This window comes from Hydrogenophaga sp. SNF1 (assembly GCF_034421675.1).
Classification (GTDB): Bacteria; Pseudomonadota; Gammaproteobacteria; order Burkholderiales; family Burkholderiaceae_C; genus Hydrogenophaga; species Hydrogenophaga borbori.
This window is the reverse complement of sequence record NZ_CP139793.1, coordinates 3540232-3565449: the sequence shown is the minus strand read 5'-3', so window position 1 is coordinate 3565449 and position 25218 is coordinate 3540232. Positions and strand designations below refer to the sequence as shown.

At 72.2% G+C, this 25218-nt stretch carries 20 protein-coding genes and 1 tRNA gene; 15 read left to right on the top strand and 6 right to left on the bottom strand.

What is annotated here, in order from left to right:
- Positions 1-7: 7 nt before the first annotated feature.
- Positions 8-6001: an Hpt domain-containing protein gene (locus SOM08_RS17135; protein ID WP_322469366.1), complete on the top strand. Its 5994-nt coding sequence runs from the start codon at positions 8-10 to the stop codon at positions 5999-6001.
- On the opposite strand, the gene SOM08_RS17130 is transcribed toward SOM08_RS17135, so the two are convergent.
- Complete coding sequence (locus SOM08_RS17130; RefSeq protein WP_116959327.1) at positions 6002-7483, bottom strand: cryptochrome/photolyase family protein; 1482 nt, start codon at positions 7481-7483, stop codon at positions 6002-6004.
- A gap of 66 nt (positions 7484-7549) precedes the next feature.
- On the opposite strand from SOM08_RS17130, the gene SOM08_RS17125 reads away from it, so the two are divergent.
- From SOM08_RS17125 to SOM08_RS17095, 7 genes are read left to right on the top strand one after another with little or no spacing between them, the layout of a single operon-like run.
- Entirely contained in the window at positions 7550-8146 is a 597-nt protein-coding gene (locus SOM08_RS17125) for a YqgE/AlgH family protein (RefSeq protein WP_116959329.1), read from the top strand.
- The gene (gene ruvX, locus SOM08_RS17120; protein WP_116959331.1) at positions 8130-8555 is read left to right on the top strand and encodes a Holliday junction resolvase RuvX; all 426 of its coding nucleotides are present in this window, start codon (positions 8130-8132) and stop codon (positions 8553-8555) included. The genes SOM08_RS17125 and ruvX overlap by 17 nt, the downstream gene beginning before the upstream one ends.
- Positions 8552-9052, top strand: coding sequence for a bifunctional pyr operon transcriptional regulator/uracil phosphoribosyltransferase PyrR (gene pyrR / locus SOM08_RS17115; protein ID WP_116959333.1), 501 nt, complete (start codon positions 8552-8554; stop codon positions 9050-9052). The genes ruvX and pyrR overlap by 4 nt, the downstream gene beginning before the upstream one ends.
- On the top strand, positions 9049-10011 hold the full coding sequence (locus SOM08_RS17110) for an aspartate carbamoyltransferase catalytic subunit (RefSeq protein WP_116959335.1): 963 nt from the start codon (positions 9049-9051) through the stop codon (positions 10009-10011). The genes pyrR and SOM08_RS17110 overlap by 4 nt, the downstream gene beginning before the upstream one ends.
- The gene (gene hisC, locus SOM08_RS17105) at positions 10008-11126 is read left to right on the top strand and encodes a histidinol-phosphate transaminase (RefSeq protein ID WP_322469365.1); all 1119 of its coding nucleotides are present in this window, start codon (positions 10008-10010) and stop codon (positions 11124-11126) included. Before SOM08_RS17110 ends, hisC begins: the two co-directional genes overlap by 4 nt.
- Positions 11123-12442, top strand: coding sequence for a dihydroorotase (locus SOM08_RS17100; protein ID WP_116959339.1), 1320 nt, complete (start codon positions 11123-11125; stop codon positions 12440-12442). Before hisC ends, SOM08_RS17100 begins: the two co-directional genes overlap by 4 nt.
- Positions 12439-13224 (top strand): lysophospholipid acyltransferase family protein, encoded by a 786-nt coding sequence (locus tag SOM08_RS17095; protein ID WP_245980968.1) that lies wholly within the window; start codon positions 12439-12441, stop codon positions 13222-13224. Before SOM08_RS17100 ends, SOM08_RS17095 begins: the two co-directional genes overlap by 4 nt.
- Before the next feature lie 18 nt (positions 13225-13242).
- Here SOM08_RS17095 and SOM08_RS17090 read toward each other — a convergent pair whose 3' ends face one another.
- Positions 13243-14430, bottom strand: coding sequence for a helix-turn-helix domain-containing protein (locus SOM08_RS17090; RefSeq protein WP_116959341.1), 1188 nt, complete (start codon positions 14428-14430; stop codon positions 13243-13245).
- Between the two features lie 244 nt (positions 14431-14674).
- On the opposite strand from SOM08_RS17090, the gene SOM08_RS17085 reads away from it, so the two are divergent.
- Positions 14675-16801: a PQQ-dependent dehydrogenase, methanol/ethanol family gene (locus SOM08_RS17085; protein WP_116959343.1), complete on the top strand. Its 2127-nt coding sequence runs from the start codon at positions 14675-14677 to the stop codon at positions 16799-16801.
- 112 nt (positions 16802-16913) lie between these two features.
- Here SOM08_RS17085 and SOM08_RS17080 read toward each other — a convergent pair whose 3' ends face one another.
- On the bottom strand, positions 16914-17558 hold the full coding sequence (locus SOM08_RS17080) for a glutathione S-transferase (RefSeq protein WP_116959345.1): 645 nt from the start codon (positions 17556-17558) through the stop codon (positions 16914-16916).
- 110 nt (positions 17559-17668) lie between these two features.
- Between SOM08_RS17080 and SOM08_RS17075 the strand changes: the two genes are divergently transcribed.
- The 3 genes from SOM08_RS17075 to SOM08_RS17065 all read left to right on the top strand — a co-directional run bounded on the left by SOM08_RS17075 (position 17669) and on the right by SOM08_RS17065 (position 19876).
- Complete coding sequence (locus tag SOM08_RS17075) at positions 17669-18055, top strand: DUF2946 family protein (RefSeq protein ID WP_322469364.1); 387 nt, start codon at positions 17669-17671, stop codon at positions 18053-18055.
- 68 nt (positions 18056-18123) lie between these two features.
- Entirely contained in the window at positions 18124-18606 is a 483-nt protein-coding gene (locus SOM08_RS17070; RefSeq protein WP_322469363.1) for a copper chaperone PCu(A)C, read from the top strand.
- A gap of 25 nt (positions 18607-18631) precedes the next feature.
- The gene (locus SOM08_RS17065; protein WP_322469362.1) at positions 18632-19876 is read left to right on the top strand and encodes a PepSY domain-containing protein; all 1245 of its coding nucleotides are present in this window, start codon (positions 18632-18634) and stop codon (positions 19874-19876) included.
- On the opposite strand, the gene SOM08_RS17060 is transcribed toward SOM08_RS17065, so the two are convergent.
- Positions 19877-21007 carry an ABC transporter ATP-binding protein gene (locus SOM08_RS17060; RefSeq protein WP_245980969.1) on the bottom strand — a complete coding sequence of 377 codons (1131 nt, stop codon included), beginning with the start codon at positions 21005-21007 and terminating at the stop codon, positions 19877-19879. It lies immediately after the preceding gene.
- 83 nt (positions 21008-21090) lie between these two features.
- Here SOM08_RS17060 and SOM08_RS17055 point away from each other — a divergent pair, with 83 nt between their 5' ends.
- The 3 genes from SOM08_RS17055 (at position 21091) to SOM08_RS17045 (ending at position 24532) form a co-directional block, all read left to right on the top strand.
- Positions 21091-22698 carry an iron ABC transporter permease gene (locus SOM08_RS17055; protein ID WP_322469361.1) on the top strand — a complete coding sequence of 536 codons (1608 nt, stop codon included), beginning with the start codon at positions 21091-21093 and terminating at the stop codon, positions 22696-22698.
- 77 nt (positions 22699-22775) lie between these two features.
- The gene (locus SOM08_RS17050) at positions 22776-23240 is read left to right on the top strand and encodes a hypothetical protein (protein WP_322469360.1); all 465 of its coding nucleotides are present in this window, start codon (positions 22776-22778) and stop codon (positions 23238-23240) included.
- Between the two features lie 38 nt (positions 23241-23278).
- Entirely contained in the window at positions 23279-24532 is a 1254-nt protein-coding gene (locus tag SOM08_RS17045; protein ID WP_322469359.1) for a nucleoside recognition domain-containing protein, read from the top strand.
- Positions 24533-24548: 16 nt separating this feature from the next.
- Here SOM08_RS17045 and SOM08_RS17040 read toward each other — a convergent pair whose 3' ends face one another.
- On the bottom strand, positions 24549-24980 hold the full coding sequence (locus SOM08_RS17040; RefSeq protein ID WP_116959360.1) for a VOC family protein: 432 nt from the start codon (positions 24978-24980) through the stop codon (positions 24549-24551).
- A gap of 147 nt (positions 24981-25127) precedes the next feature.
- Positions 25128-25202: transfer RNA gene (locus tag SOM08_RS17035), tRNA-Arg, on the bottom strand.
- Positions 25203-25218 lie beyond the last annotated feature (16 nt).

The window sequence follows — 25218 nt, the reverse complement described above, 5'->3', positions numbered from 1 at the left end:
GAGGCCCATGACCGAAGCGACCGAATCCGCTCTGCAGGACTTGCCCACCACCGACCTCGGGCCCCTGGCCTGGGTCTTCGAGGAGTTGCGCAAGTCGCTCGACGGGGCCAACAAGGCCATTCGGCGTTTCGTTCGCGAGAACGAGCAGTCGCGCCATGGGGACCTCGAGGCGGTGGACCCGGCCGCCCTGCGCATGGCCCGACAGCAGCTGCACCAGGCGGTGGGGGCACTGGAGGTGGTCGGCCTGGGGGCGCCCGCGCAGGTGCTGCGTGGCATGGAGTCGGCGGTGCAGCGCTTCGTGCAGAAGCCGGCCAGTTGCGACGAGCAGGCCGCCAGCCGGGTGGAGCGCGCCAGCTTCGCCCTGGTCGAGTACCTCGAGGCGGTGCTCAACCACAAGCCCGTGCAGCCGGTGGCGCTGTTCCAGCAGTACCGCGAGGTGCTGGAGCTCGCGGGCGCCGAGCGCGTGCATCCCTCGGATCTCTGGGATTTTGATCACCGGGCGATCGACATGCCGGCGCCGCCGGGCGCCAAGCCGCTCGATGTCAGCCCGGCGGTCCGTTCGCTGTTCGACCGCCTGATCCTGCTCGTCGTCAAGACGCAGAGCGCGGCGGCCTGCCAGCAACTGGCCAAGCTGTGCGGCGGCATTTCCGCCGCCGCCGCGGAGCCGCGCCAGCGCACGTTCTGGCGCGTGGCGGCGGCCTTCTTCGAGGCCGCGGGCGGGCCTGGTCTGCCCTTCGATGTGTACGTGAAGCGGGCGGCGTCGCGACTGCTCATGCAGTTCGGCCAGATGGCCTCCGGCACCGGCCAGGTGTCGGAAACCTTGCTGCACGACCTGCTGTTCTTCTGCGCGCAGAGCCAGCCCGCCGACGCGGCCGCCACCCAGCACCTGGGCGCCGTGCGCGAAACCTATGGCCTGCAGCGCTACCGCCCGGCCGACTACCACCAGGCCACGCTGGGCCGCTACGACCCCGCCGTGCTGGCGCAGGCCCGCAAGCGCATCCAGACGGCCAAGGAGGCCTGGTCCCTGTTCGCGGGCGGCGACCACGCGCGGGCCCGCCAGGTCGGCGACCAGTTCGGCCTGATCGGCGAGTCGCTGCTCAAGCTGCACCCGCCCAGCGCGCCGCTCGCGGCGGCGCTGGTCAAGGCGGCCGATCGCGCCGTGAACGAGCCCGGCGGCGTGCGCCCCGAACTCGCCATGGAAGTGGCCACGACCACCCTGTACCTGGAGGCCGCGTTCGAAGACTTCGATCCTGCCGAGCCCGAGCTCGCGGCGCGCACGCAGGACCTGGCGCAGCGCCTGGGCAGCGTCATCGACGGCGAGGCGGCCCGCCCGCTGGACGGGTGGATGGAGCAGCTCTACCGCCGCGTCAGCGACCGCCAGACCATGGGCAGTGTGGTTGACGAGCTGAAGGTGTCGCTGGGCGAGGTCGAAAAATCGCTCGACCAGTTCTTCCGCCAGCCGCAGGAAAAAGCGGGCCTGCACGTGGCGGTGACCCAGCTGGCCCAGATGCGCGGCGTGCTGTCGGTGCTGGGCCTGGACCACGCGGTGCAGGCCGTCACCCGCATGCGCGGCAGCGTCGAACAGATTCTGGACACCGAGGTCGACGAGGCCCTGGCCCGTGAGGCCGGCACCTTCCAGCAGCTCGGCGACAACCTGAGCGCGCTGAGCTTCCTGGTCGACATGCTGAGCTACCAGCCGGCGCTGGCGAAGAAGCTCTTCGTCTTCGATGAGGACAAGGGCGGTCTGGTCCCGCTCATGGGGCGCGCCAGCGTGGGCCGCGACCGTTCGCCGCCCGCCCGCAGCGACGCCGAGGCCTTGCAGGCGGGCGTGCGCCGCGTGGTCGACAGCGTTTTTGGGGGACTGGACGACCTCAGTGGCCTGAGCCAGCAGCTGGATTCGCTCGCCGATCAGGCCGCGTTGGCCGAACAGCCGGCCGTGGCCAAGGCCGCGCGCGAGGCCGCCGAAGCCGTGGTGCGCGATGACGCCGCGATGGGCGCGCAGGCGCTGGTTGGGTTGACCGAGGCCGCCGCACCCGACGCCTCCTCGGCCCCTGCCGATGCACCGCCGGCCGACGACACCGACGAAGACGACCTGCTCGACATCTTCCTGGAGGAGGCGCGCGAGGTCGTGGCCAATGGCCGCGAAGCGGTCTCGCACCTGCACGAGCAGCCCTCCGATCTCGACCACCTGACCACGCTGCGCCGCGCCTTCCATACGCTCAAGGGCAGCTCCCGCATGGTCGGCCTCAACGAATTCGGCGAGGCGGCCTGGGCCCTGGAGCAGTTGCTCAACGCCGTGCTGGCCGAGCAGCGGCCCGCCAGCGAAGCCTTGCTGGGCCTGTCGGGCGAGGCCCTGGATCAATTCGAACGCTGGGTGCAGGACATCGCGGCCCAGCAAGCGTCCGCCTGGCGCTCGCAGCCCTTCCGGGCCAGCGCCGAGGCGCTGAAGGCCCAGGGCGTGTGGCTGCCCCTGCAGGCGCCGCCCGCCACCGTGGCGCAGGAGCCCCTCGACATCGCGCTGGACGACGAGCCGTCAGGGCCCGAGGCCGAACCGCCGCTCCAGGCGCCGGCGGCCGACGCGGCCGCGCCCTCCACCGGCTTCGGCGACCTGCCCCTGCCCGAGCCCTTGTCCGAGGCCGCGCTCGAGGTGCCGCTGCTCGCCGACATCGACCTCGACCTGCTGGCGGCCGTCGCGCAACCCGCGACCGCCGAAGCGCCCGCCGACGCCGAAGCGCCCGAGGCCGCCGAGGCCGACGCGCCCGCCGCCGAGGCCGCGCAGGCAACGCCGGCCGAGGCGCTGCCCCAGCCCCCGGTGGCCGCGCCCTTGGTGCCGCCGGAGTTCGACCAGCTGGAAGACTTCCCGCGCGAAGCCGTCGAGTCCGGTTTTGCCGACATCCAGGAAATCGAGCTGACGGCGCCGGCGCCGCTGCCGCCCGCCGAGCCGGTGCCCCTGGTGAGTGCCCCCGCCGAGGAGCCCGTGCGCGAAATCGGCTCGCTGCGCATTGGCCACAAGCTCTACAACGTCTTCCTCAACGAGGCCGATGAGTGGTCCCGCCGGCTGGGCACCAGTCTGTCCGAGTGGGCCATGGAGACCCATGTGCCCGTGCCCGAGTCGGCCGAGGCGCTCGCGCACTCGCTGGCGGGCAGCTCGGGCACCGTCGGGTTCGAGTCGCTGTCGGGCGTCGCGCGTGCGCTGGAGCACGCGCTGGGCTCGGTCGCCGCGCGCCAGCGCGAAGGACAACAGGCGCCGGCCGCGCTGGGCCAGCTGTTCGTGGACGCCGGCGAAGACATCCGCCGCCTGCTGCACCAGTTCGCGGCGGGTTTCCTGAAGGAGGCCGATCCCTTCGTGCTGCAGTCGCTGGTGCAGGTGGTGCACGACCCGCTGGCCTTTGGCGAACCGCCAGCGGCCGCGCCCGCCACGGCCGACGACGAGGTGTTCCTCACCGTCAGCGACGAGGTCGAGCTGCTGCCGGCCGACGACGAGCCCGCGCCGCCCGAGCCGGCGTCGCCGCCCGTGGCGGCCGACGAGGCCCTGGACACCAGCGCCGGTCCCGTGACCCAGTGGGACCTGCCCGCCGCGCCCGAGCCGGTGCGCGCCGCAGCGGCGCACGGCGGCCACCAGGACATCGACGACGACATCGACGCGGTCGACACCATCGATGTCGACCTGTTCCCCATCTTCGAGGAAGAGGCCCAGGAACTGCTGCCGCAGATGGGCGCGGCCCTGCGCCAGTGGAGCGCCCGTCCCGACGACGGCGGCGCGCGCGCCGAGGTGCTGCGAGGGCTGCACACGCTCAAGGGCAGTGCCCGCCTGGCCGGCGCCCTGCGCCTGGGTGAAATGGCCCACCGCATGGAAACCGCGGCCGAGCGCCTGGGTTCCGACGTGCAGCGCGCCAGCGACCTGGAAGTGCTGCAAAGCGCTTTCGACGCCATCGTGGCGCGCTTCGATGCCCTGCGGCATCCCGACGCCCAGACCGGCGCCGTGGTGCAGTCCGCGCCCGAGGCGCTGGCGCAGCCCGCGCCCGAGGCGCAGCCCGTGGCTGAGACCGCGGTGCCGGCCGCGCCGGCCGCCGCGACCAGCGGCCTGGGCGCCCACTTCGTCGCGCCCATCGCGCCGGCCCAGCTGGCGACGCGCGGCGGGGCCGCCGTGCGCGTGCGCCCCGAGCTGCTCGACCGCCTGGTCAACCAGACCGGCGAGGTGATCATCTCGCGCTCGCGCATGGAGGCCGAGGTCGTCACGCTGCGCACCTCGCTGAAGGACCTCACGGGCAACCTGGACCGCCTGCGCCAGCAGCTGCGCGACATCGAGCTGCAGGCCGAGACGCAGATGCAATCGCGCCTGGCCCAGGCCCGCGACCACGTGCAGGCCTTCGACCCGCTGGAGTTCGACCGCTTCACCCGTGTGCAGGAGCTCACCCGCATGATGGCCGAGTCGGTGAACGACGTGGCCACGCTGCAGCGCAACCTGCAGCGCGCCGTGGAGGCGACCGAAGACAACCTGGTGGCCCAGGCGCGCCAGACGCGCGAGCTGCAGCGCGACCTGCTGCGCACGCGCATGGTGGAGTTCGAGGGCATCTCCGAACGCCTGTACCGCGTGGTGCGCCAGGCCTCCAAGGAAACCGGCAAACAGGTGCGCCTGGACATCACCGGCGGCAACATCGAAATGGACCGGGGCGTGCTGGACCGCATGACCGGCACCTTCGAACACCTGCTGCGCAACCACGTGGCCCACGGCATCGAATCGCCCGAGCTGCGCGAGCAGCGCGGCAAGCCGGCCGAAGGCCGCATCGACATCGAGCTGCACCAGGAGCGCAACGACGTCTCGCTGGTGTTCGCCGACGACGGTGGCGGCATCGACCTGGAGCGCCTGCGCGAGAAGGCCCGCGAGGCCGGCCTGCTGGCGCCCGATCAAGTGATCGACGACGAGCACGCCGCCCAGCTCATCTTCGAGGCCGGCATCAGCACGGCCCGCGAAGTCTCCGAGCTGGCCGGGCGCGGCATCGGCATGGACGTGGTGCGCAGCGACGTGCTCGCGCTCGGTGGCCGCATCGAGACCGCCACGCGCGCCGGGCAGGGCACCTCGTTCAAGCTGGTGCTGCCGCTGACCACGGCGGTCACGCAGGTGGTGATGCTGCGCGCGGGCGAGCTCACGTTCGGCGTGCCGTCGAACCTGGTGGAGATCGTGCGCCGCGTGCCGCCGGCCGAGCTGCAGGCGGCCTACGCCAGCGGCCACATGCGCCATGGCGACGAGGACGTGCCCTTCTTCTGGAGCGGTGCCCTGCTGCAGTCCACGGCGCAGTCGCAGGAGCCGCAGAACCGCACGCTGCCGGTGGTGGTCTTCCGCAGCGCGTCCCAGCGCCTGGCCATGCACGTCGACGAGGTGCTGGGCAACCAGGAAGTCGTGGTCAAGAACCTGGGCGCGCAGCTGTCGCGGCTGCCGGGCCTGGCGGGCATGTCGGTGCTCGCCTCGGGCGCGGTGGCGCTGATCTACAACCCGGTGGCGCTGTCCACGGTGTACGGGCCGCAGGTGCCCGAGTGGGTGCGCCAGCAGGCGGCCCTGCCCCAGGCCACGGAGCGCGTCGCCACCGGTGGCGACGCGGGCGCGGACGCCGCGCTGGCCAGCGTGCCACTGGTGCTGGTGGTCGACGACTCCATCACCGTGCGCCGCGTCACCCAGCGCCTGCTGCAGCGCGAGGGCTACCGCGTGACGCTGGCGGCCGACGGCCTGCAGGCGCTGGAGCGGCTGCAGATGGAGCGCCCGGCCGTGGTGCTGTCCGACATCGAGATGCCGCGCATGGACGGTTTCGACCTCGTGCGCAACATCCGGGCCGACGCCCGCCTGGCCGATCTGCCGGTGATCATGATCACCTCGCGCATCGCCGAGAAGCACCGCGAGCACGCGCGCGAACTGGGCGTGGACCACTACCTGGGCAAGCCCTATTCCGAAGACGAGCTGCTGGTGCTGGTGGCGCGCTACGCCCGGGCCACCGCCGACGCCTGATCAGGCGTTGCCCTGCTCCTTCACCACCGCATACCGCGCCAGGGTCTTCTCGCGGGCCTGCGCGTGGTCCACCAGCGGCAGGGGGTAGTTGTCGCCCAGCACCAGCCCGGCGGCGGCCAGCTCCACGGGGCTGGCCTTCCAGGGCGCGTGGATCGCCGCGTCGGGCAGGCCGGCGAGCTGGGGCAGGTAGCGCCGGATGAAGCGGCCCTGCGGGTCGAAGCGTTCGCTCTGGGTGACGGGGTTGAAGATGCGGAACCAGGGTTGCGCGTCGCAGCCGCTGGAGCTGGCCCACTGCCAGCCGCCGTTGTTGGCCGCGAGGTCGAAGTCGATCAGGTGCTCGGCGAAGTAGCGTTCGCCCCATTGCCAGTGGATGCCGAGGTCCTTCACCAGGAAGCTGGCCACCACCATGCGCAGGCGGTTGTGCATGTAGCCGGTCTGCAGGATCTGCGCCATGGCCGCGTCCACCAGCGGGTAGCCGGTGCGGCCCTCGCACCAGGCCTGGAACAGGGCGTCCGCGGCCTTGCCGTGCTCGTAGCGCACGGCGTCGTAGGCGGGCTTGAAGGCGCGCTGCGCCACGTGCGGAAAGTTGGCCAGGATCTGGTGGTAGAAGTCGCGCCAGATGAGTTCGGACAGCCAGGTGCTGGCGCCCGGGTTGCCCTGGGCGTGCAGGCCGTGCGCGATGGACGCCAGCGCACGCACCGACACGGTGCCGAAGCGCAGGTGCGCGCTCAGGTAGCTGGGGCCCTTGACCGCCGGGTAGTCGCGCGCCTCGTCGTAGCGGTCGATGCGCTGCAGAAAGTCGTCGAACAGCTGGTGCGCGCCGTCCTCGCCGGTGGGCAGGGCGAGCTGCGAGAGGTTGGTGCGCTGGAAGCCGATCTCCGCCAGCGTGGGCACCGGGCGCGACAGGCCTTCGGGCAAGGGCGCCAGGGCGCCCGCGTGCTTGGCGATCGGGTAGGCCTTGAGGTGAAAGGGCGTGAGTGCCTTGAGCCAGGCGTTCTTGTAGGGCGTGAACACGCCGAAGGCCCGCTCGGACTGCGTGAGCACCTCGCGGCGCTCGAAGATCACGTGGTCCTTGTGGGTGCGCAGCAGCACGCCCTGGTGCGCCAGCGCGCCCAGCACCTGGGCGTCGCGCGCCAGCGCGGCGGGCTCGTCGTCGTGGTTGGCGAACACGGCTTGCACGCCCAGGCGCTCGGCCAGGGCGGGGATGGCGCGCGAGGCCTGGTCGTGCAGCACGATCAGGCCGGTGCCCGGCCGGCCGTGCTCGGCGCCCAGCTCGCGCAGCCGCGCGTCCAGCGCCACCAGCGATTCGCGGATGAACTCCACCCGGCGGTCGGCGCGCGGCAGCGGGTCCAGGATGTCGCGGTCGAACACGAATACGCACCACAGCTGGCGGCAGTGGCGCAGCGCGTGGTGCAGGGCCGCGTTGTCGCTGGCGCGCAGGTCGCGGCGGAACCACATCAGGCCGGTGTCGAAATGGCTCATGGGCGGTGGTGGGCGGAGGTGACCGGCGAAGCCGGGCGGGCGGGGGGCGGGACATAGAATCCACGCATGGCCGCCGATTTTGCTCCGACCAACCTGACCCATCATTTCCTGATCGCGATGCCGGGGTTGACCGACGAGTTGTTCGGCCGCAGCGTGGTGTTCATGTGCGAACACAGCGAACGCGGCGCCCTCGGCCTGGTCATCAACAAGCCCAGCGACATCCTGCTGCCCAAGCTGTTCGAGAAGGTCGAGCTGCCGCTGTCGCGCGAAGACCTCATGGACCTGCCCGTGTTCCAGGGCGGCCCGGTGCAGACCGAGCGCGGCTTCGTGCTGCACGAGGCCGTCAACCCCGAGCAGGACGGCGAGTCGGTCTACGCCTCCACGCTGTCCATCCCCGGCGGCCTGGAAATGACCACCTCCAAGGACGTGCTCGAGGCCATGGCGGCCGGCGCCGGCCCGCGCCGCGTGTTTGTCTCGCTGGGCTATGCCTCCTGGGGCCAGGGCCAGCTCGAATCCGAGCTCGCCGAGAACGCCTGGCTCACCGTGCCGGCCGACATCGAGATCATTTTCGAGGCCCCGGTGGCCGAGCGCTACGACCGCGCCATGGCCCTGCTGGGCCTGCAGCAGCCCTGGATGCTCTCGCCCGATGCCGGCCATGCCTGAGCCGGCCATGCCCGAAGTCGCCGCCACGCTGCAGACCTTCCTGGCCTTCGACCTGGGCCAGCGCCGCACCGGCGTGGCCAGCGGCAACCGGCTCACCCGCAGCGCCACGCCGCAGCCCACCATCGTGGCCACCGGCGACGCGCGCCTGGAGCGCGCGGCCGAGCGCATCCGCGAGTGGGCGCCCGACGCGCTGGTGGTGGGTGTGCCCTTCCATCCCGACGGCGCCGAGCACGCCAACACCGCCATGGCGCGCAAGTTCGCGCGCCGCCTGCACGGCCGCCATGGCCTGCCCGTGTTCGAGGTGGACGAGCGATACAGCACCACCGAGGCGCACGCGCAGGGCGCGCGGGACGCCGACGCCGCGTCCGCCTGCATCATCCTGGAACAGTTCCTGAGGAGCCTGCCTTGACCCCACCCGATGCCGAAGCGCTCTACGCGCAACTGCTCACGCGCGTGCGGGCCGTGCTGGAGGCCGAGCCCGCGACGCGGCTCGTGGGCATCGCCACCGGCGGCGCCTGGATCGCCGAGCGCCTGCACGCCGACCTGAAACAGCCCGGCGCCTGCGGCGTGGTCTCGTCCGTCATGCACCGCGACGACTTCGCGCGCCGTGGCCTGGCCAGCAGCGTGCAGACCCGGCTGCCCTTCGAGGTGGACGGCGCGAGCCTGCTGCTGATCGACGACGTGCTCTACACCGGCCGCACGCTGCGCGCCGTGCTCAACGAGCTCTTCGACCACGGCCGCCCCGCGAGCGTGCGCCTGGCCGTGCTGGTCGATCGCGGCGGACGCCAGCTGCCGATCGAGGCGCAGCTGAGCATGGCGCGTGTCGAGGTGCCCGCCGGCCAGTCGCTCGAACTCGCGCGCGACGGCGACGGCCGCCTGCGCTTCGTGCTGGAAAGCCAAACATGACCCCCGCCCGCAACCCCCAGCTCAACAAAAACGGCGAGCTCATCCACCTGCTCTCCACCGAAGGCCTGTCGCGCGACATCCTCACGCACATCCTGGACACCGCGGCCAGCTTCACCAGCGTGAGCAACCGCGAGGTGAAGAAGGTGCCGCTGCTGCGCGGCAAGAGCGTGTTCAACCTGTTCTTCGAGAACAGCACACGCACGCGCACCACCTTCGAGATCGCGGCCACTCGGCTGTCGGCCGACGTCATCAACCTCGACATCGCGCGCAGCTCCACCGCCAAGGGCGAGTCGCTGCTCGACACCATCGCCAACCTCAGCGCCATGGCGGCCGACATCTTCGTCGTGCGCCACAGCGAATCGGGCGCGCCCTACCTCATCGCACAGCACGTGGCCCCGCACGTGCACGTGGTCAACGCGGGCGACGGGCGCCACGCGCACCCCACGCAGGGCCTGCTCGACATGTACACCATCCGCCACTACAAGCGGGACTTCACGCAGCTGTCGGTGGCCATCGTGGGCGACGTGCTGCACTCGCGCGTGGCGCGCTCCGACATCCACGCCCTCACCACCCTGGGCTGCCCCGACGTGCGCGTGGTCGGCCCGCGCACCCTGGTGCCGAGCGATCTCTCGCACATGGGCGTGCGCGTGTGCCACACGCTCGAAGAGGGCATCAAGGGCTGCGACGTGGTCATCACCCTGCGCCTGCAGAACGAGCGCATGAGCGGCGCGCTGCTGCCCTCCAGCCAGGAGTACTTCAAGAGCTTCGGCCTCACGCCCGAGCGCCTGAAGTGGGCCAAGCCCGACGCCATCGTCATGCACCCGGGGCCCATCAACCGCGGCGTGGAGATCGACTCCGCCGTGGTGGACGGTCCGCAGAGCGTGATCCTGCCGCAGGTCACCTTCGGCATCGCCGTGCGCATGGCGGTGATGTCCATCGTCGCGGGCAACGAAGCGTGAGCACGCCCGCGCCCGACCCCGACACGCGCTTCTGGAGCCCGGCCCTGCGCGGGCTGAGCGCCTACACGCCCGGCGAGCAGCCGCAGGGCACGGGCTGGATCAAGCTCAACACCAACGAATGCCCCTACCCGCCCTCGCCGCTGGCGCTGCGGCGCATGGCCGAGGCGGTGGACGAGCGGCTGCGCCTCTACCCCGATCCCTCGGCGCTGGCGCTGCGCCAGACCATCGCCGCGCAGCACGGGCTGCGGGTGGAGCAGGTCTTCGTGGGCAACGGCTCGGACGAGGTGCTGGCGCACGCCTTCATGGGCCTGCTGCGCCACGGCCGGCCGGTGCTGGTGCCGGATGTCAGCTACTCCTTCTACCCGGTCTACTGCGCGCTCTACGGCGTGGCCTGCCAGCCCGTGCCCCTGGACGCCGATTTCCGCGTGCGGGTGGCCGACTACCTGCAGCCCAACGGTGGCATCGTGCTGCCCAACCCGAACGCGCCCACCGGCATCGCGCTGCCCCTGGACGAGATCCGCTGGCTGCTGCAGCGCAACCCCGATTCGGTGCTGGTGGTGGACGAGGCTTACGTGGACTTCGGCGCGCAGAGCGCCGTGTCGCTCATCGACGAGTTTCCCCAGCTGCTGGTGGTGCAGACCTTGTCCAAGTCGCGCGCGCTCGCGGGCCTGCGCGTGGGTTTCGCCCTGGGCCACGCCGACCTGATCCGGGCGCTGAGCACCGTCAAGGACAGCTTCAACTCCTACCCGCTGGACCGCGTGGCGCTGGCCGGCGCGCAGGCCGCGCTGGAGGACCAGGCGCACTTCGCCTCGCTCACGCGGCGCATCGTCGACAGCCGCGAATGGCTCGCGCGCGAGCTGCAGGCCCTGGGCTTTCACTGCCTGCCCTCGAGCGCGAACTTCCTGCTCGCGCGGCACCCGCGCCACGGCGCGGCCCGGCTGCAGCAGGACCTGCGAGAGCGCCGCATCCTGGTGCGCCACTTCAGCCAGCCGCGCATCGCCGAGCACCTGCGCATCACCATCGGCTCGCCGGCCGAATGCGAGGCCCTGGTGGCCGCGCTGCGCGAGCTGATCGATCCCGTCCGGCACCGCGATTCCAAGGTGACACCCGCATGAAAATCCTGATCCAGAACGGCCGCGTGATCGACCCGGCCAGCGGCCGCGACGAGATGGCCGACGTCGCCATCGCCGCCGGGCGCATCATCGCCATCGGCCGCGTCGCCGCCGACTTCCACCCGGCGCGCACCATCGACGCCGGTGGCTGCGTGGTCGCGCCGGGCCTGGTGGACCTGTCCGTGCGCCTGAAGGAGCCCGGCCAGGAGCACGCCGGCATGCTGGAGAGCGAGACCGCGGCGGCGGTGGCCGGCGGCGTCACCTCGCTGGTCTGCCCGCCCGACACCGAGCCCGTGCTCGACGAGCCCGGCCTGGTGGACATGCTCAAGTTCCGCGCCGAGAAGCTGCACCGTTCGCGCGTCTTCCCGCTCGGCGCGCTCACGCGCGGCCTGGCCGGCGAGGTGCTGACCGAGATGGCCGAGCTCACCGAGGCCGGCTGCGTGGGCTTCGGCCAGGCCGAAACCACCATCCAGAACACCCAGGTGCTGCTGCGCGCGCTGCAGTACGCGGCCACATTCGGCTACACCGTGTGGCTGCGCCCGCAGGACCTGTGGCTGGGCAAGGGCGTGGCCGCCAGCGGCCCGCTGGCCACGCGCCTGGGCCTGGCCGGCGTGCCCGTCGCGGCGGAGACCATCGCGCTGCACACGCTGTTCGAGCTGATGCGCGCCACCAAGGGCGGTGCGCGCGTGCACCTGTGCCGCCTCAGCAGCGCGGCCGGCGTGGACCTGGTGCGCGCCGCCAAGGCCGAGGGCCTGCCCGTCAGCTGCGACGTGAGCGTGCACAACCTGCACCTCACCGACGTGGACATCGGCTTCTACGACAGCCGCTTTCGCCTGCAGCCGCCGCTGCGCCAGCAGCGCGACCGCGACGCCCTGCGCGCCGGCCTGGCGGACGGCACCATCGACGCGCTGGTGTCGGACCACAACCCGGTGGACAGCGACGCCAAGACCCTGCCGTTCGCCGAGGCCGAGCCCGGCGCCAGCGCGGTGGAGCTGCTGCTGGGCCTGGCCTGCACCTGGGCGCAGCAGGACGGCCTGGGCCTGATGCAGGCGCTGGCGGTGCTCACGCACGGCCCACAGCGCGTGCTGGGCGCCAGCCTGGGCACGCTGCAGGCCAGCGTGGGCCAGCTCGCCGTGGGCGGCGCGGCCGACGTGCTGGTCTTCCACCCCGACGCGCCCTGGACCGTGTCGCCCGCGGCCCTGCGCAGCCAGGGCCGGCACACACCGTTCGAAGGCCACGAGATGCCGGTGTCGGTGCGCGCCACGCTGGTCGGCGGGCAGATCGCGCACGCGGCCGAGGGCGTGGCGGCGCCGGCGTGAACGCGCCGCACGGCCAGGCCGGGGGCGTGCGCCTCCGGGGAGGGCAGCTGCGCGCGGCCTGGCGCGCCCTGCGCGCCGTGCTGCACGTGCTGCGCGGCCTATGGATCATCCGCAGCGAGTTCGGCCGCCTCACGCACGCGCAGAGCCAGCTCATCGTGCGCGAGTGGTCGCGCCGCATGCTGGCCATCATGGGCGTCGCGCTCGACGTGCAAGGCCAGCCGCCCGCGCGCGGCGCCGTGCTGATGGTGGCCAACCACATCTCCTGGCTCGACATCCTGGTGATGAACGCCGCGCACCCGAGCCGCTTCGTGTCCAAGGCCGACGTGCAGCGCTGGCCGCTGCTGGGCTCGCTCATCACCGGCGCGGGCACGCTCTACATCGAACGCGAGAGCCGGCGCGATGCGCTGCGCGTGGTGCACCGCATGGCCGAGCGGCTGCGAGAGGGCGAGACCGTCTCGGTGTTCCCCGAAGGCACCACGGGCGACGGCGCCCAGCTGCTGCCTTTCCACGCCAACCTGCTGCAGGCCGCGATATCGGCCAGCGCGCCGGTGCAGCCGGTGGCGTTGCGCTACCTGGAACGCAGCAGTGGCCAGCCGCACCCGGGCCCGGTGTTCATCGGCGACGACACCCTGGTCGCGTCGGTGTGGCGCACGCTGCGCTCGGACACGGTGCGCGCCGTGGTGCGCTACGGCACACCGCAGCGCGCCGGCGCGCGCGACCGCCGCGCCTGGTCCGAGGCGCTGCGCGCCGAGGTGCAGGCCGAGTTCGACGCGGCGCGCTGAGCGGGCCCGCGGGCCGGATCAGGGGGCGGAGGCCTCGGCCGCCGGCGCGGCCCGCAGCCGCCGGTACAGCAGCCCGCGCGACACGCCCAGCTGGCGCGCGGCGCGCGCGATGTTGCCGCCGCAGGCCGCCAGCGTTTCGGAGATGACGCGGTCGCGGTGGTCGTCCAGCGTGGACGAGGGCGCGGTGTCGGCGATCGGCGCGTCGGGCGCGGCCTCGTCGGCCGCGGACGGCGGCCCGCCGGTGGCCACGGCGCGGTTGAAGTCCACACCGTCGGCGCTGCCGATGTGGGCGCGCACCCAGACCGTGAGCCCATTGGGCAACCGCAGCGCGCGCGGTTCGCGGGCGCGGTGCAAGGCCAGCAGTTCCTCGAAGGCCAGGCCGAACACGGTGTCCACGGGCGGGTGGGCCAGGGCGTTGGCGCCGGTCAGGCGCTGCGCCACCGGGTTGAGCCAGGCCAGCTGGCCGCTCACGTCGATGCCGGCCAGGCCTTCCAGCGGCGTGCCCAGCACGCGCGGGCTGGCCTGGAACTGCAACACCAGGTGCGCGGGTGATTGCAGTCGCAGCAGCCGGTTTTCGATGGTGCTGGCGTAGAGCGCCACCAGGCCGGCGGCGTCGAAGCCGAAGGGCGAGCCTTCGATGGACAGGTCCAGCACGCCGGCCAGGCGGCCGTGCACGTCGCGGATGGGCGCGGCCGCGCAGTGCAGGGTCTGCAGCATCTCGTGGAAGTGCTCGGCGCCCTGCACGGTGCAGGCGCTGGCCGCGCGCGCCACGATGCCCGGCGCGGTGGTGCCGATCTCGCCCTCGGCCAGGTTCACGCCCACGCGGCTGCCCGCGTCCAGCAGCGGCTGCGGTGCCGTCCCCAGCGGCGCACTGGCGTGGATGACCACGCCCTGGCCGTCGGTGAGCAGCACGCGGCAACTGGTGCCGCCCAGCGCCGCGGCGAGCTGCTGCAGGTCGTCGTTGCCGGCCAGCAGCAGCTGCTGGTTGCGCGTCAGGCAGGCGTGCATGCGGCTGCGCGTCACGGGGTCGAAGCTGACGGCATGGCGCGGGTTGCGGCGCGTGGCGGTGCAGCGCATCCACGATTGGATGACGGCTTCGTTCACCAGTCCGGTGGGGCGTTCGCCTTCGTCGAAGAACCGCTGCCGCGCGAGCGCTGTGCGCTGCTCGGCGGTCTGGAAGAAGAGGGGGCGGGCGGGCTCGGCCATGGGTCACTGTTGGGGGGGCCAGGGCAGTATCGGCGGCGCGCGCGGGCACCGCGCTGCGGGAAATCCCTGCGCCATCCGCCGACTCTGTTCCACCGTGGAACAAAACACTTGAGGGAAATCCCGGGGGTGTCGGGCGACGGCCGGCTGCGGAACATGGCCGTCGCGGCATCCGTGTTCCGGGGGGATGCGCGAGCCTTGCCACCGACCCCACACGCCGGCCCGGACCGGCACATCAGGAGACAACATGAGCACCTATTCGCTCACCGCCCGCGCCGCCGTCGGCCTGGCGCTGCTGCTGGGCGCCGCGCTCGGCGCGCAGGCCCAGCAGGCGACGGTCAAGGGATCGGCCGCGCACATCAGCGCGGTCACGAAGAAGGTCGACGGCGCCTTCGTGCGCAGCAACGCGCGCGCCACGCCCGACTGGCCCAGCCACGGCCTGGACTACGCCGAGACCCGGCACTCCAGGCTCGACCAGGTGAACACCGGCAACGTGAAGGACCTGGGCCTGGTCTGGTCCTACAACCTGGAATCCACGCGCGGGGTGGAGGCCACGCCGCTGGTGGTGGACGGCATCATGTACGTCACCGCCTCGTGGAGCGTGGTGCACGCCATCGACGTGCGCACCGGCAAGCGCATCTGGTCCTACGACCCGCAGGTGCCGCGCGAGGGTGGTTTCAAGGGCTGCTGCGACGTGGTCAACCGCGGCGTCGCCCTGTACGAGGGCAAGGTCTTCGTGGCCTCCTACGATGGCCGCCTGGTGGCGCTGGACGCGGCCACGGGCCAGAAGGTGTGGGAGAAGGACACCATCATCGACCGCAAGTTCAGCTACACCATCACCGGCGCGCCGCGCGTGGTCAAGGGCAAGGTCATCATCGGCAACGGCGGCGCCGAGTACGGCGTGCGCGGCTATGTCACGGCCTACGACGCCAAGACCGGCGAGCAGAAGTGGCGCTGGTTCACCGTGCCGGGCGACCCGTCCAAGCCCTTCGAGGACGAGTCCATGGCCAAGGCCGCCAAGACCTGGGACCCGGCCGGCAAGTGGTGGGAGGCGGGCGGCGGCGGCACGGCCTGGGACGCCATGGCCTTCGACCCCGAGCTGAACCTGCTCTACATCGGCACCGGCAACGGCTCGCCCTGGGCGCGCAGCAAGCGCAGTCCGGCCGGCGGCGACAACCTGTACCTGGCGTCCATCGTCGCGCTCAACCCGGACACCGGCAAGTACGTCTGGCACTACCAGGAAACGCCCGGCGACAACTGGGACTTCACCTCCACCCAGCCCATGATCCTGGCCGACCTCACGCTGGACGGCAAGAAGCGCAAGGTGGTGATGCACGCGCCCAAGAACGGCTTCTTCTTCATCATCGACCGCACCAACGGCAAATTCATCTCGGCCAAGAATTTCGTCGACGTGAACTGGGCCACGGGCTACGACAAGAACGGCCGCCCGATCGAGACCGACATCGCGCGCACGGCCGACCGCCCGCGCGAGATCATCCCCAGCGCCTTCGGCGCGCGCAACTGGCATTCCATGTCCTTCAACCCCAAGACCGGCCTGGTCTACATGCCGGTGCAGGGCGTGCCGCTCACGCTCATGGACAACAAGAACTGGAACTTCAACGGCGTGCGTCCGGGCGAGCCGCACAGCAACATGGGCTGGAACCTGGCCACCTTCGCCAACGTGGAGCCGCCGTCCAGCAAGCCCTTTGGCCGCCTGGTGGCCTGGGACCCGGTGAAGCAGCAGGCGCGCTGGACGGTGGAGCACGTCTCGCCCTGGAACGGCGGCACGCTCACCACGGCCGGCAACCTGGTGTTCCAGGGCACGGCCGACGGCCGCTTCGTGGCCTACAACGCCGCCAGCGGCGAGAAGCTGTGGGAGACGCCCACCGGCACCGGCGTGGTGGCCGCGCCCACCACCTATCTGGTGGACGGCAAGCAGTACGTCTCCATTGCCGTGGGCTGGGGCGGCGTGTATGGCCTGGCGCAGCGCGCCACCGAGCGCCAGGGTCCGGGCACGGTCTACACCTTCGCCGTGGGCGGCAAGGCGCCGGCGCCGGACTTCGTGGCCTACCGCCTGGGCCAGCTCGTGCAGGGCGTGAAGTACGACCCGGCCCACGTGCCCGAGGGCACCGCGCTGTACGTGAGCAACTGCGTGTTCTGCCACGGCGTGCCGGGCGTGGACCGCGGCGGCAACATCCCCAACCTGGGCTACATGGACTCGGCCTTCATCGACAACCTGGACAAGTTTGTCTTCAAGGGCCCGGCCATGGCGCGCGGCATGCCCGACTTCACGGGCAAGCTCACGCCGGACGACGTGCAGAAGATCAAGGCCTTCATCCAGGGCACGGCCGACGCCATACGTCCGAAGAAATAGCGCAGCAACCCCCGCCGCGCTTCGCGCGCCCCCCTCGAGGGGGGCGGGCACCTGAGGCCCGGCCCAGCCGGTTCCTCGGTGCCTCGGCCGTGGGTGGCGGGTGGGCGCTCGTTCAGCGCTTGCTTCGGCTGAGCATCAGCTCGGTGCTGGCCTTGCGGTCGGCGTTGAGCTTCTGCACCGTGGGCCGCTCGCCCAAGCGCTTGAGGTAGTCGCGCACGGGCAGCTCGGCCAGGAAGTCGCGGCCGTAGATGATCTTGGTGGCGCTGCTCACCAGCGGCAGGTGCACCGCGCCCGCGCAGTCGGCCAGGGTGAACGTCGGGCCCGCGAGGAAGGGCGAGAAGCTGGCGAGCTTCGCGAAGCCCGCGATGTTCTTCTCCAGCTGCGGCGCGATCTTCTCTTTCGCGCTGTCGCTGACCTTGCCGCCGAAGAAGGCCTCGGGGTAGAGGTTGCGCGCCACCAGTTCCAGGTGCAGCTCCAGATAGCGCACCAGCTCGCGCACCTTGGCGGCCGCGAAGGCGTCGGCCGGCAGCAGCGGCGGGTGCGGGTAGGCGTCCTCCAGGTACTCCAGGATCACGGTCGACTCCGACAGCGCGCCCTGGTCGGTCTTGAGGTAGGGCACCTTGCCCAGCGGGCTGCAGCTGGGGTCGGTCTCGCCGATCCAGGCCAGTTCTTCCTCGAAGGGGACACCCTTTTCCAGCAGGGCGAGCCGGACCTTGTTGTAGTAGTTGCTGGCCGCGAAGCCGCAGAGCTTGAGCATGGGCGATGTCTCCGGTGGTCGTTCGAAACGGGCGATCGTGGCCCCGATGCCGGGGGGGCGCAAGGCCCCGGGCGTCGCGGGCGGGACCCCCACCCGTAGAATCCCGCCCCATGTTCCTGCACCGCTGGCCGCGCCGCCTCACCGCGTGGATCGCCCTCCTGGCGGTCTGCTTCGGTGCCTTCGCGCCCGTGCTGTCGCAGGCCGCGCTGCAGGCGCGCGGGCCCGACGCCGGCCACTGGGTGCAGATCTGCAGCGCCAGCGGCATCACCTGGGTGCGCGCCGACGCCGGCGACAGCGCCGACGGCCACGCGCCCGAGGCCGCGCTGACCTGCCCCTGGGGCGCCATCAGCGCTGGCGGCGCGGGCCTGCCGCCCGCGCCCGCGCTGGCCTTGCCCGAGGCGGCGCCTCAGCCCGTGCCGCTGGCCCAGGCGCAGCGCGGGCAGGAAGCGCCGGCCACGGCCCACGCGCCGGCGCGCGCGCCACCCCGGGGCATCTGAATCCCTTCCCGCACGGCGCGCCGCTTCGGCCCGCGCCGTGTCCTCCCCATTGCCGATTCGGATTCCCCATGAAACACCTGTTCATCGCCTCTTCCTTCGCCATCGCCGCCACCGCCTGGGCCCAGACGCCCGTGCAGGTGCAGGACGCCTGGACGCGCGCCACCGTCGGCGCGCAGTCGTCCACCGGCGCCTTCATGAAGCTCACCGCGCCGCAGGCCACGCGCCTGGTGGAGGTGCGCTCGCCGGCCGCCGGCATCGTCGAGGTGCACGAGATGAAGCTCGAGGGCGATGTGATGCGCATGCGCGCCGTCATCGCGCTGCCGCTGCCCGCGGGCCAGACCGTGGAGCTCAAGCCCGGCGGCTACCACGTGATGATGATGGACCTCAAGGCGCCCGTGAAAGCGGGTGACGCGGTGCCCCTGACGCTGGTGTTCGAAGGCGCCGACGGCCAGCGCCAGACCCAGGACGTGAAGGCCACGGCCCGCGCCATGGCGCCCATGCCGGCAGCGCCCGCGGGCGCTGGCCATGGCAGTGGCCACGGCAAGCACTGAGCGCCGCCGCCGAGGTTTCTTCCCCATGTCTTTCTCGCCCGATACCCCGGGCGCGGACGCGCCTGCGCGTGCCCGCGCCGACCTGCGCGCCATCGCCTGGCGCTGGCACGCCATCGCCGGCCTGCTGGTGGTGCCCTTTCTGCTCACGCTCGCCCTCACCGGCGCCGTGATGGTGTTCTACACCGGCTTCCAGACCCGCCTGGGCGCCGATCCGCGCGTGGAACCGCTGCCCCTTGCCCAGCCGGTGAGCGCGCAGGCGCTCGCCGCGATGGTGGAGGTGCCCGACGGCCGCCTGCGCAGCTACGTCGCGCCGCGCGCGCCCGACCGCGCCGCCTGGTTCGTCATCGAACGCGGCGGGCAGACCCTCGCGGCCGCGGTCGACCCTTACCGCGCCACCGTGCTGCGCTGGGTGGACAAGGGCGACACGCCCTTCGCCTGGGCCCAGCGCATCCACGGCACCCTGCTCATGGGTGAGTGGGGCGACCGCCTGATCGAGATCGCGGCCTGGGCCATGCTGGTCATGCTGCTGACCGGTCTGGTGCTGTGGTGGCCGCGTGGCGGGCTCGGCTGGCGCTCGCGCCTGTGGCCCGACGCGCGCCTGCGCGGCCTGGGCTGGTGGCGCTCGCTGCACGGCAGCCTGGGGCTGGGCACCGGGGCCGTTCTGCTGGCCTTCCTGCTCACGGGCCTCACCTGGACCGGGGTGACCGGCGAGCGCTGGCTGCAGGCCTGGGGCAGCTTCCCCGCCGAGCAGTGGGACGCCGTGCCCCTGTCCGGCGAGCCGCACGCGGCGCTGAACACCGCCGGCCTTCAGGAAGTGCCCTGGGGCCTGGCCCAGACGCCGCTGCCGGCCTCCGGCTCCGCCGCCGGGCGCGATGGCCTGTCCGCGCGCACGCCGGTGGACCTCGACAGCGTCGCCGCTTTCGCGAAGCGAGAGGGCTTCCAGGGCCAGCACCAGATCGCGGTGCCACGCGATCCGCGCGGCGTCTACACCGTCTCGGCCAGCACCATGAGCGGCGACCTCGGCCAGCCCACGGGCGACCGCACCGTGCACCTGGACCGCCACAGCGGGCGCGTGCTGGCGGACATCCGCTTCGGCGACTACGGCGCCATGGCCAAGACCATGGCGGTGGCCATCGCCCTGCACCAGGGCGACATGGGCCTGTGGAACGCGCTGCTCAACCTGGCCGCCTGCGCGGCCGTGGTGCTGCTGTGCGTGGCCGGGGTGGCGATGTGGTGGCTGCGGCGGCCGGGCCGCGCGCGCCCCGGCTGATCAGCCGGGCGTGAGCGGCACGCCGGGCGAGCGGTGCACGCCCGGCGCGGGCGGCGAGGAAGCCGAGCCGCCGCGCTCGAAGGTGACCACATGGTCCACCTCGGCGCGGATGCCGATCCACTCGCCCACCGCGTGGTTGTGGTGCGAGGGCACGTGGGTCATGAGCGTCTCGCCGCTGGCCAGGCGCAGGGTGTAGAGGAACTCGGAGCCCCGGAAGGCCTTGCGAACGATCTGCGCCTTCACGGGCGCCGCGTCGTCGTGCACGATGTCGTCGGCGCGCAGCAGCACGTCGCACAGCCCGGCCTCGTAGGCATTGGGCAGCGGGCATTCTTCCATGTCCTGCAGGGCCCCCAGCGGCGTCTGCACAGCCACCTGGCCGCCGTTCTGCAGGATCTGCGCGGGCGCGAACACGCCGTGGCCGATGAACTCGGCCACGAAGCGCGTGGCCGGGCGGTGGTAGAGCGCGTAGGCCTCGTCCCACTGGTGCAGCCGGCCTTCGTGCATCACGCCAATGCGGTCGCCGATGGCGAAGGCCTCCAGCTGGTCGTGGGTGACGAACAGCGCCGTGGCGTTGGCGGCCTTCAGGATGCCGCGCACCTCGTGCGCGAGCCGCTCGCGCAGGTCCACGTCGAGGTTGGAGAAGGGCTCGTCGAGCAGCAGCAGGCGCGGGTTGGGCGCCAGCGCGCGCGCCAGCGCCACGCGCTGCTGCTGGCCACCCGACAACTCGTGTGGGTGGCGCGCGCGCAGGCCCTCCAGGCCCACCAGGCGCAGCACCTCAACCACGCGCGCCTCGCGCTGGGCGCGTGGCATCTGGTGGATGCCGAAGGCCACATTGGCCGCCACGTCCAGGTGCGGGAACAGCGCGTAGTCCTGGAACACCATGCCGATGCGCCGGTGCTCGGGCGGCAGGTGGTGGCCGGGACTGCTCACGGTCTCGCCGTCGAGCACGATCTCGCCGCCCTGCGCGCGCTCCAGGCCGGCCACCGCGCGCAGCAGCGTGGTCTTGCCGCAGCCCGAGGGGCCGATCAGCACGCCGATCTCGCCCGCCGCCAGGCCGAAGCTCACGCCATCGACGGCCGGGTGTGGCGCGCCGGCGTAGCGCACCTGGAGTTGCGAGACCTTCAGGAACATGGGGCCCATTGTAGATGTCTACAATTCTCATTTGCGTTGGTGCGGTCGATCCTTTGGGCCGCGGCGCCCCAAAAGAACCTTCCATGCCGCGCTGGCCCGCTCAGGTGCTCTTGTTGCTGCTGGCCGCCGCGCTGGTGCTGCCGGTGTTCGCGCTCGCCGCCTCCTGGTTCGGCTTCGATGCCGCCGCCCGGGACGTGCTCTCGCAGATGGCGCAGACCGTGCTGCCCGAGTACACGCTCACCTCGCTGCTGCTGTGCGCGAGCGTGGCGCTGGGGGTGGCGCTGGTGGGCGTGCTCACGGCCAGCGCGGTCACCCTGTTCGACTTTCCCGGCCGGCGCAGCTTCGAATGGGCGCTGCTGCTGCCGCTGGCCATGCCGGCCTATGTGGTGGCCTATGCCTACACCGACTTTCTGCAGTTCAGCGGCCCGCTGCAGACCTGGATGCGCTCGTCCTTCGGTCTGAGTGGCCGCCTGCTGCCCGAGGTGCGCAGCACGGGTGGCGCGGTCTGGGTCTTCACCTTCACGCTCTATCCCTACGTGTACCTGCTGGCGCGCACCGCGCTGGCCGAGCGCGCCGCGCAACTGATGGAGGCCGCGCGCTTGCTGGGCGCGCCGTTGGGCCGGCGCATCCGCACCGTGGCGCTGCCGCTGGCGCGCCCGGCCGTGGCGGCCGGCGTGGCGCTGGCGCTGATGGAAACCCTGGCCGACTTCGGCGTGGCCAGCTACTTCGGCATCCAGACCTTCACCGCCGGTGTCTACAAGGCCTGGCTGGTGATGGACAACCGCCTGGCCGCCGCGCAGCTGGCCACGCTGCTGCTGCTCACCGTGGCCGCGCTGCTGTGGGTGGAGCAGCGCGCGCAGCGGCGCATGCGCTTCGCCACCTTGCGCGGCCAGCGCGCCGGCAGCGCCGAGGCGCAGCCCGTGCGCCTGCGCGGCGGGCGTGCCGCGCTGGCGGTGGGGGTGTGCGCGCTGCCGGTGCTGGCCGGCTTCGTGCTGCCGGTGCTGTTCATGCTGCACCCGCTCATCGGTGGCTGGGACGTGCTGCCCTGGGGCCAGTTCCAGCAGTGGGCGCGCAACAGCGTGTGGCTGGCGGGCCTGTCGGCCGCGCTGGCGGTGCTGATCGCGCTGGCGCTGGGTTTCTCGGTGCGCGCGCGGCCCTCGGGACTCACGCGCGGCGTCTCGCAGCTGGTGAGCCTGGGCTACGCCATCCCGGGCGCGGTCATTGTGGTGGGCCTGCTGCTGCCGGTGGGCTGGGTGCAGGAGCGCTGGCCCGAGGCCGGCGTGGGCTACTGGGTCACGGCCACGGCGCTGGGCATCGTCTGGGCGTACCTGGTGCGCTTCACGGCGGTGGCCTTGCAGTCGGTGCAGGCCGGCTACGCCCGCATCCCCGCCAGCCTGGACGACTCCGCCCGCATGCTGGGCACCACCGGCGCGGCGCTGGCCAGGCGCGTGCACTGGCCGCTGCTGCGGCGCGCCACGGCGGCGGCCGCGCTGCTGGTGTTCGTGGACGTGATGAAGGAGCTGCCCGCCACCCTGGTGCTGCGGCCTTTCAACAGCGACACCCTGGCCGTGGTGACTTACAACCTGGCGCGCGACGAGCGCCTGGGCGAGGCCGCGCTGCCCGCGCTGGCCCTGGTGCTGGTGGGCTTGATCCCGGTGATCCTGCTCAGCCGCACGCTGCGCGGCAAGTGAAACACCCCGCCGCGCGCCGGCGTAAGCACTTGTATGCCTCCTTGTGCGCCGTTGCGCGTGCTGCTTCAATGCCGCGCATGGAACCGCTACCCCCCCATCCCATACCCGGCCGCCGCCAGCTCCTGGCGCTGGGCGCTGCCACCGGCGCCGCCGCACTCATGGCCGGCTGCTCCGTGTGGCCCTCGCTGCCCGTGCCGGGCCGACAGGCGCCGGCCGCCGATCCGGCCTACCGCCGCACCGCCGCCAGCCACCTCTATCGCCGCTACCCGCAGCGCATCTACCCAGGCAAGCTGCCGCCCATGCTGTACGCCATCGGTGTGCTGGAGGTGGTGGTCGAAGGCAATGGGCGCGTCGGCTCCTTCAAGTGGCTTCGCTCGCCCACGCACGCGCCCGAGGTGGTGGCGCAGATCGAGCGCCTGGTGCGCGACGCCGCACCCTTTCCTTCGCCGGGCAGCCGCACCAGCTACATCGACACCTGGCTCTGGGACCGCAGCGGGCGTTTCCAGCTCGACACGCTGAGCGAAGGCCAGCTGCAGGGCTGAACCGATCCCCCTCGCCGCAGGCCCTACCATCGCCTCCCATGGCGATGAACTGGGCCTGGATCGGTCTTTTCACGGTGGCCTTCGCCACCGCCCTGGTGCGCTGGGCGCTGGGCGAGGACGGCATCCTCCCCGCGCTGCTCGGCGCGCTGTTCGACGGCGCGCGCTCGGGCTTCGAGATATCGCTCGGCCTGGCCGGCGTGATGGCGCTGTGGCTGGGCCTGATGCGCGTGGGTGAGCGCGCGGGAATGATCGAACTGCTGGCGCGCCTGGCCGGTCCGCTGCTGCGCCGCCTGTTCCCCGAGGTCCCGCAAGGCCACCCGGCGCAGGGCGCCATGACCATGAACATCTCGGCCAACCTGCTGGGCCTGGACAACGCCGCCACGCCGCTGGGCCTGAAGGCCATGCGCGAACTGCAATCGCTCAACACCGAACCCGCCGGCACCGCCAGCCACGCGCAGATCATGTTCGTGGTGATGAACACGGCCGGGCTCACGCTCATTCCCACCTCGGTGATCGCCATCCGCCAGAGCGTGGCGCTCAAGCAGGGCCTGGGCGCGGACTTCAACGCGGCCGACATCTTCCTGCCCACGCTGCTGGCCACCTTCATCGCCCTGCTGGCCGGCGTGCTGGCGGTGGCCGTGTGCCAGCGCCTGCCGCTGTGGCGCGCGCGTTTCCTGCTGCCCGTGCTGGTGGTGGGCGGCCTGCTGGCGGCCGCCGTGGCGGGCATGGCCCGCCTGCCGGCCGATCAGGCCGCGCGTTTCGCGGGGACCACGGGCGCGGCCGTGATCCTGGGCGTGGTGATGCTCTTCCTGCTGGCGGGCGCGTGGCGGCGCGTGAACGTCTACGAGGCCTTCATCGACGGCGCCAAGGACGGCTTCGGCGTGGCCATTCAGATCGTGCCCTACCTGATCGCCATCTTGGTCGCCGTGGGCCTGTTCCGCGCGGCGGGCTGCATGGACTTCCTGCTCGCGGGCATCGGCGCCGGGGTGTCGGCCCTGGGCCTGGACACCGACTTCCTGCCCGCGCTGCCCGTCGGCCTGATGAAGGTCTTCTCGGGCGCGGGCGCGCGTGGCCTGATGATCGACGTGATGCAGGTGCACGGCGTGGACTCCTTCGCCGGGCGCCTGGCGGCCATCGTGCAGGGGTCCACCGAGACCACGTTCTACGTGCTCGCGGTGTACTTCGGCAGCGTGGGCGTGCAGCGCACGCGCTACGCGCTGGCGTGCGCGCTGTTCGCCGACGCGGTGGGGCTGGTGGCGGCCATCGCCATCGGCTACGCGATGCTGCGCTGAGCCGGCCCCGGCCGCTTCAGGGCTGCTTGAAGTTCTTCGGCCCGCCGTTGACGCCCCAGGGCGTGCCGAAGCGGTCGGTGACCATGCCGAAGGTCTGCGCCCAGAAGGTCTCGCTCAGGGGCATGGTGACGTTGCCGCCCTCGCTGAGCGCCTGGAACACGCGCTGCGCCTCGGCGGTCGTGTCGAAGCTGATGGCCATCATGGCGCCCGCGATGCCCTTGAACTCCATGCCGGGCGGCGTGTCGCCGGCCATGATCGTGAAGCCGGGGTGCACCAGATGGGCGTGCATCACCAGCTTCTCGGCGCCCGGCGCGCACGGGCCCATCTCGGGCGGCATGTCACCGTAGGTGAGCAGCGTTTCCAGCTTCGCGCCGAACAGCTTGGCGTAGAAGTTCATGGCTTCGGTGCAGTTGCCGTTGTAGGACAGGTAGGGGCTGAGCGAGGTCATGCGGGGTCTCCGGTTGAGGGGTGATGAAGGCGGGGAATGGCCCCGGCAGGCTTCATGCCCACGACGGATGGGGGCGCGGCGTTTCGACACCGGCGCGGGGGCGGGCCGACGAACGGTGCGGGAGGGGGGAGGGGCCGGGAAGAGGGGTGGCGCCTCCGGCAGGAATCGAACCTGCATCTAGCGCTTAGGAGGCGCTCGTTCTATCCATTGAACTACGGCGGCGCGGGGAGCAGCGATT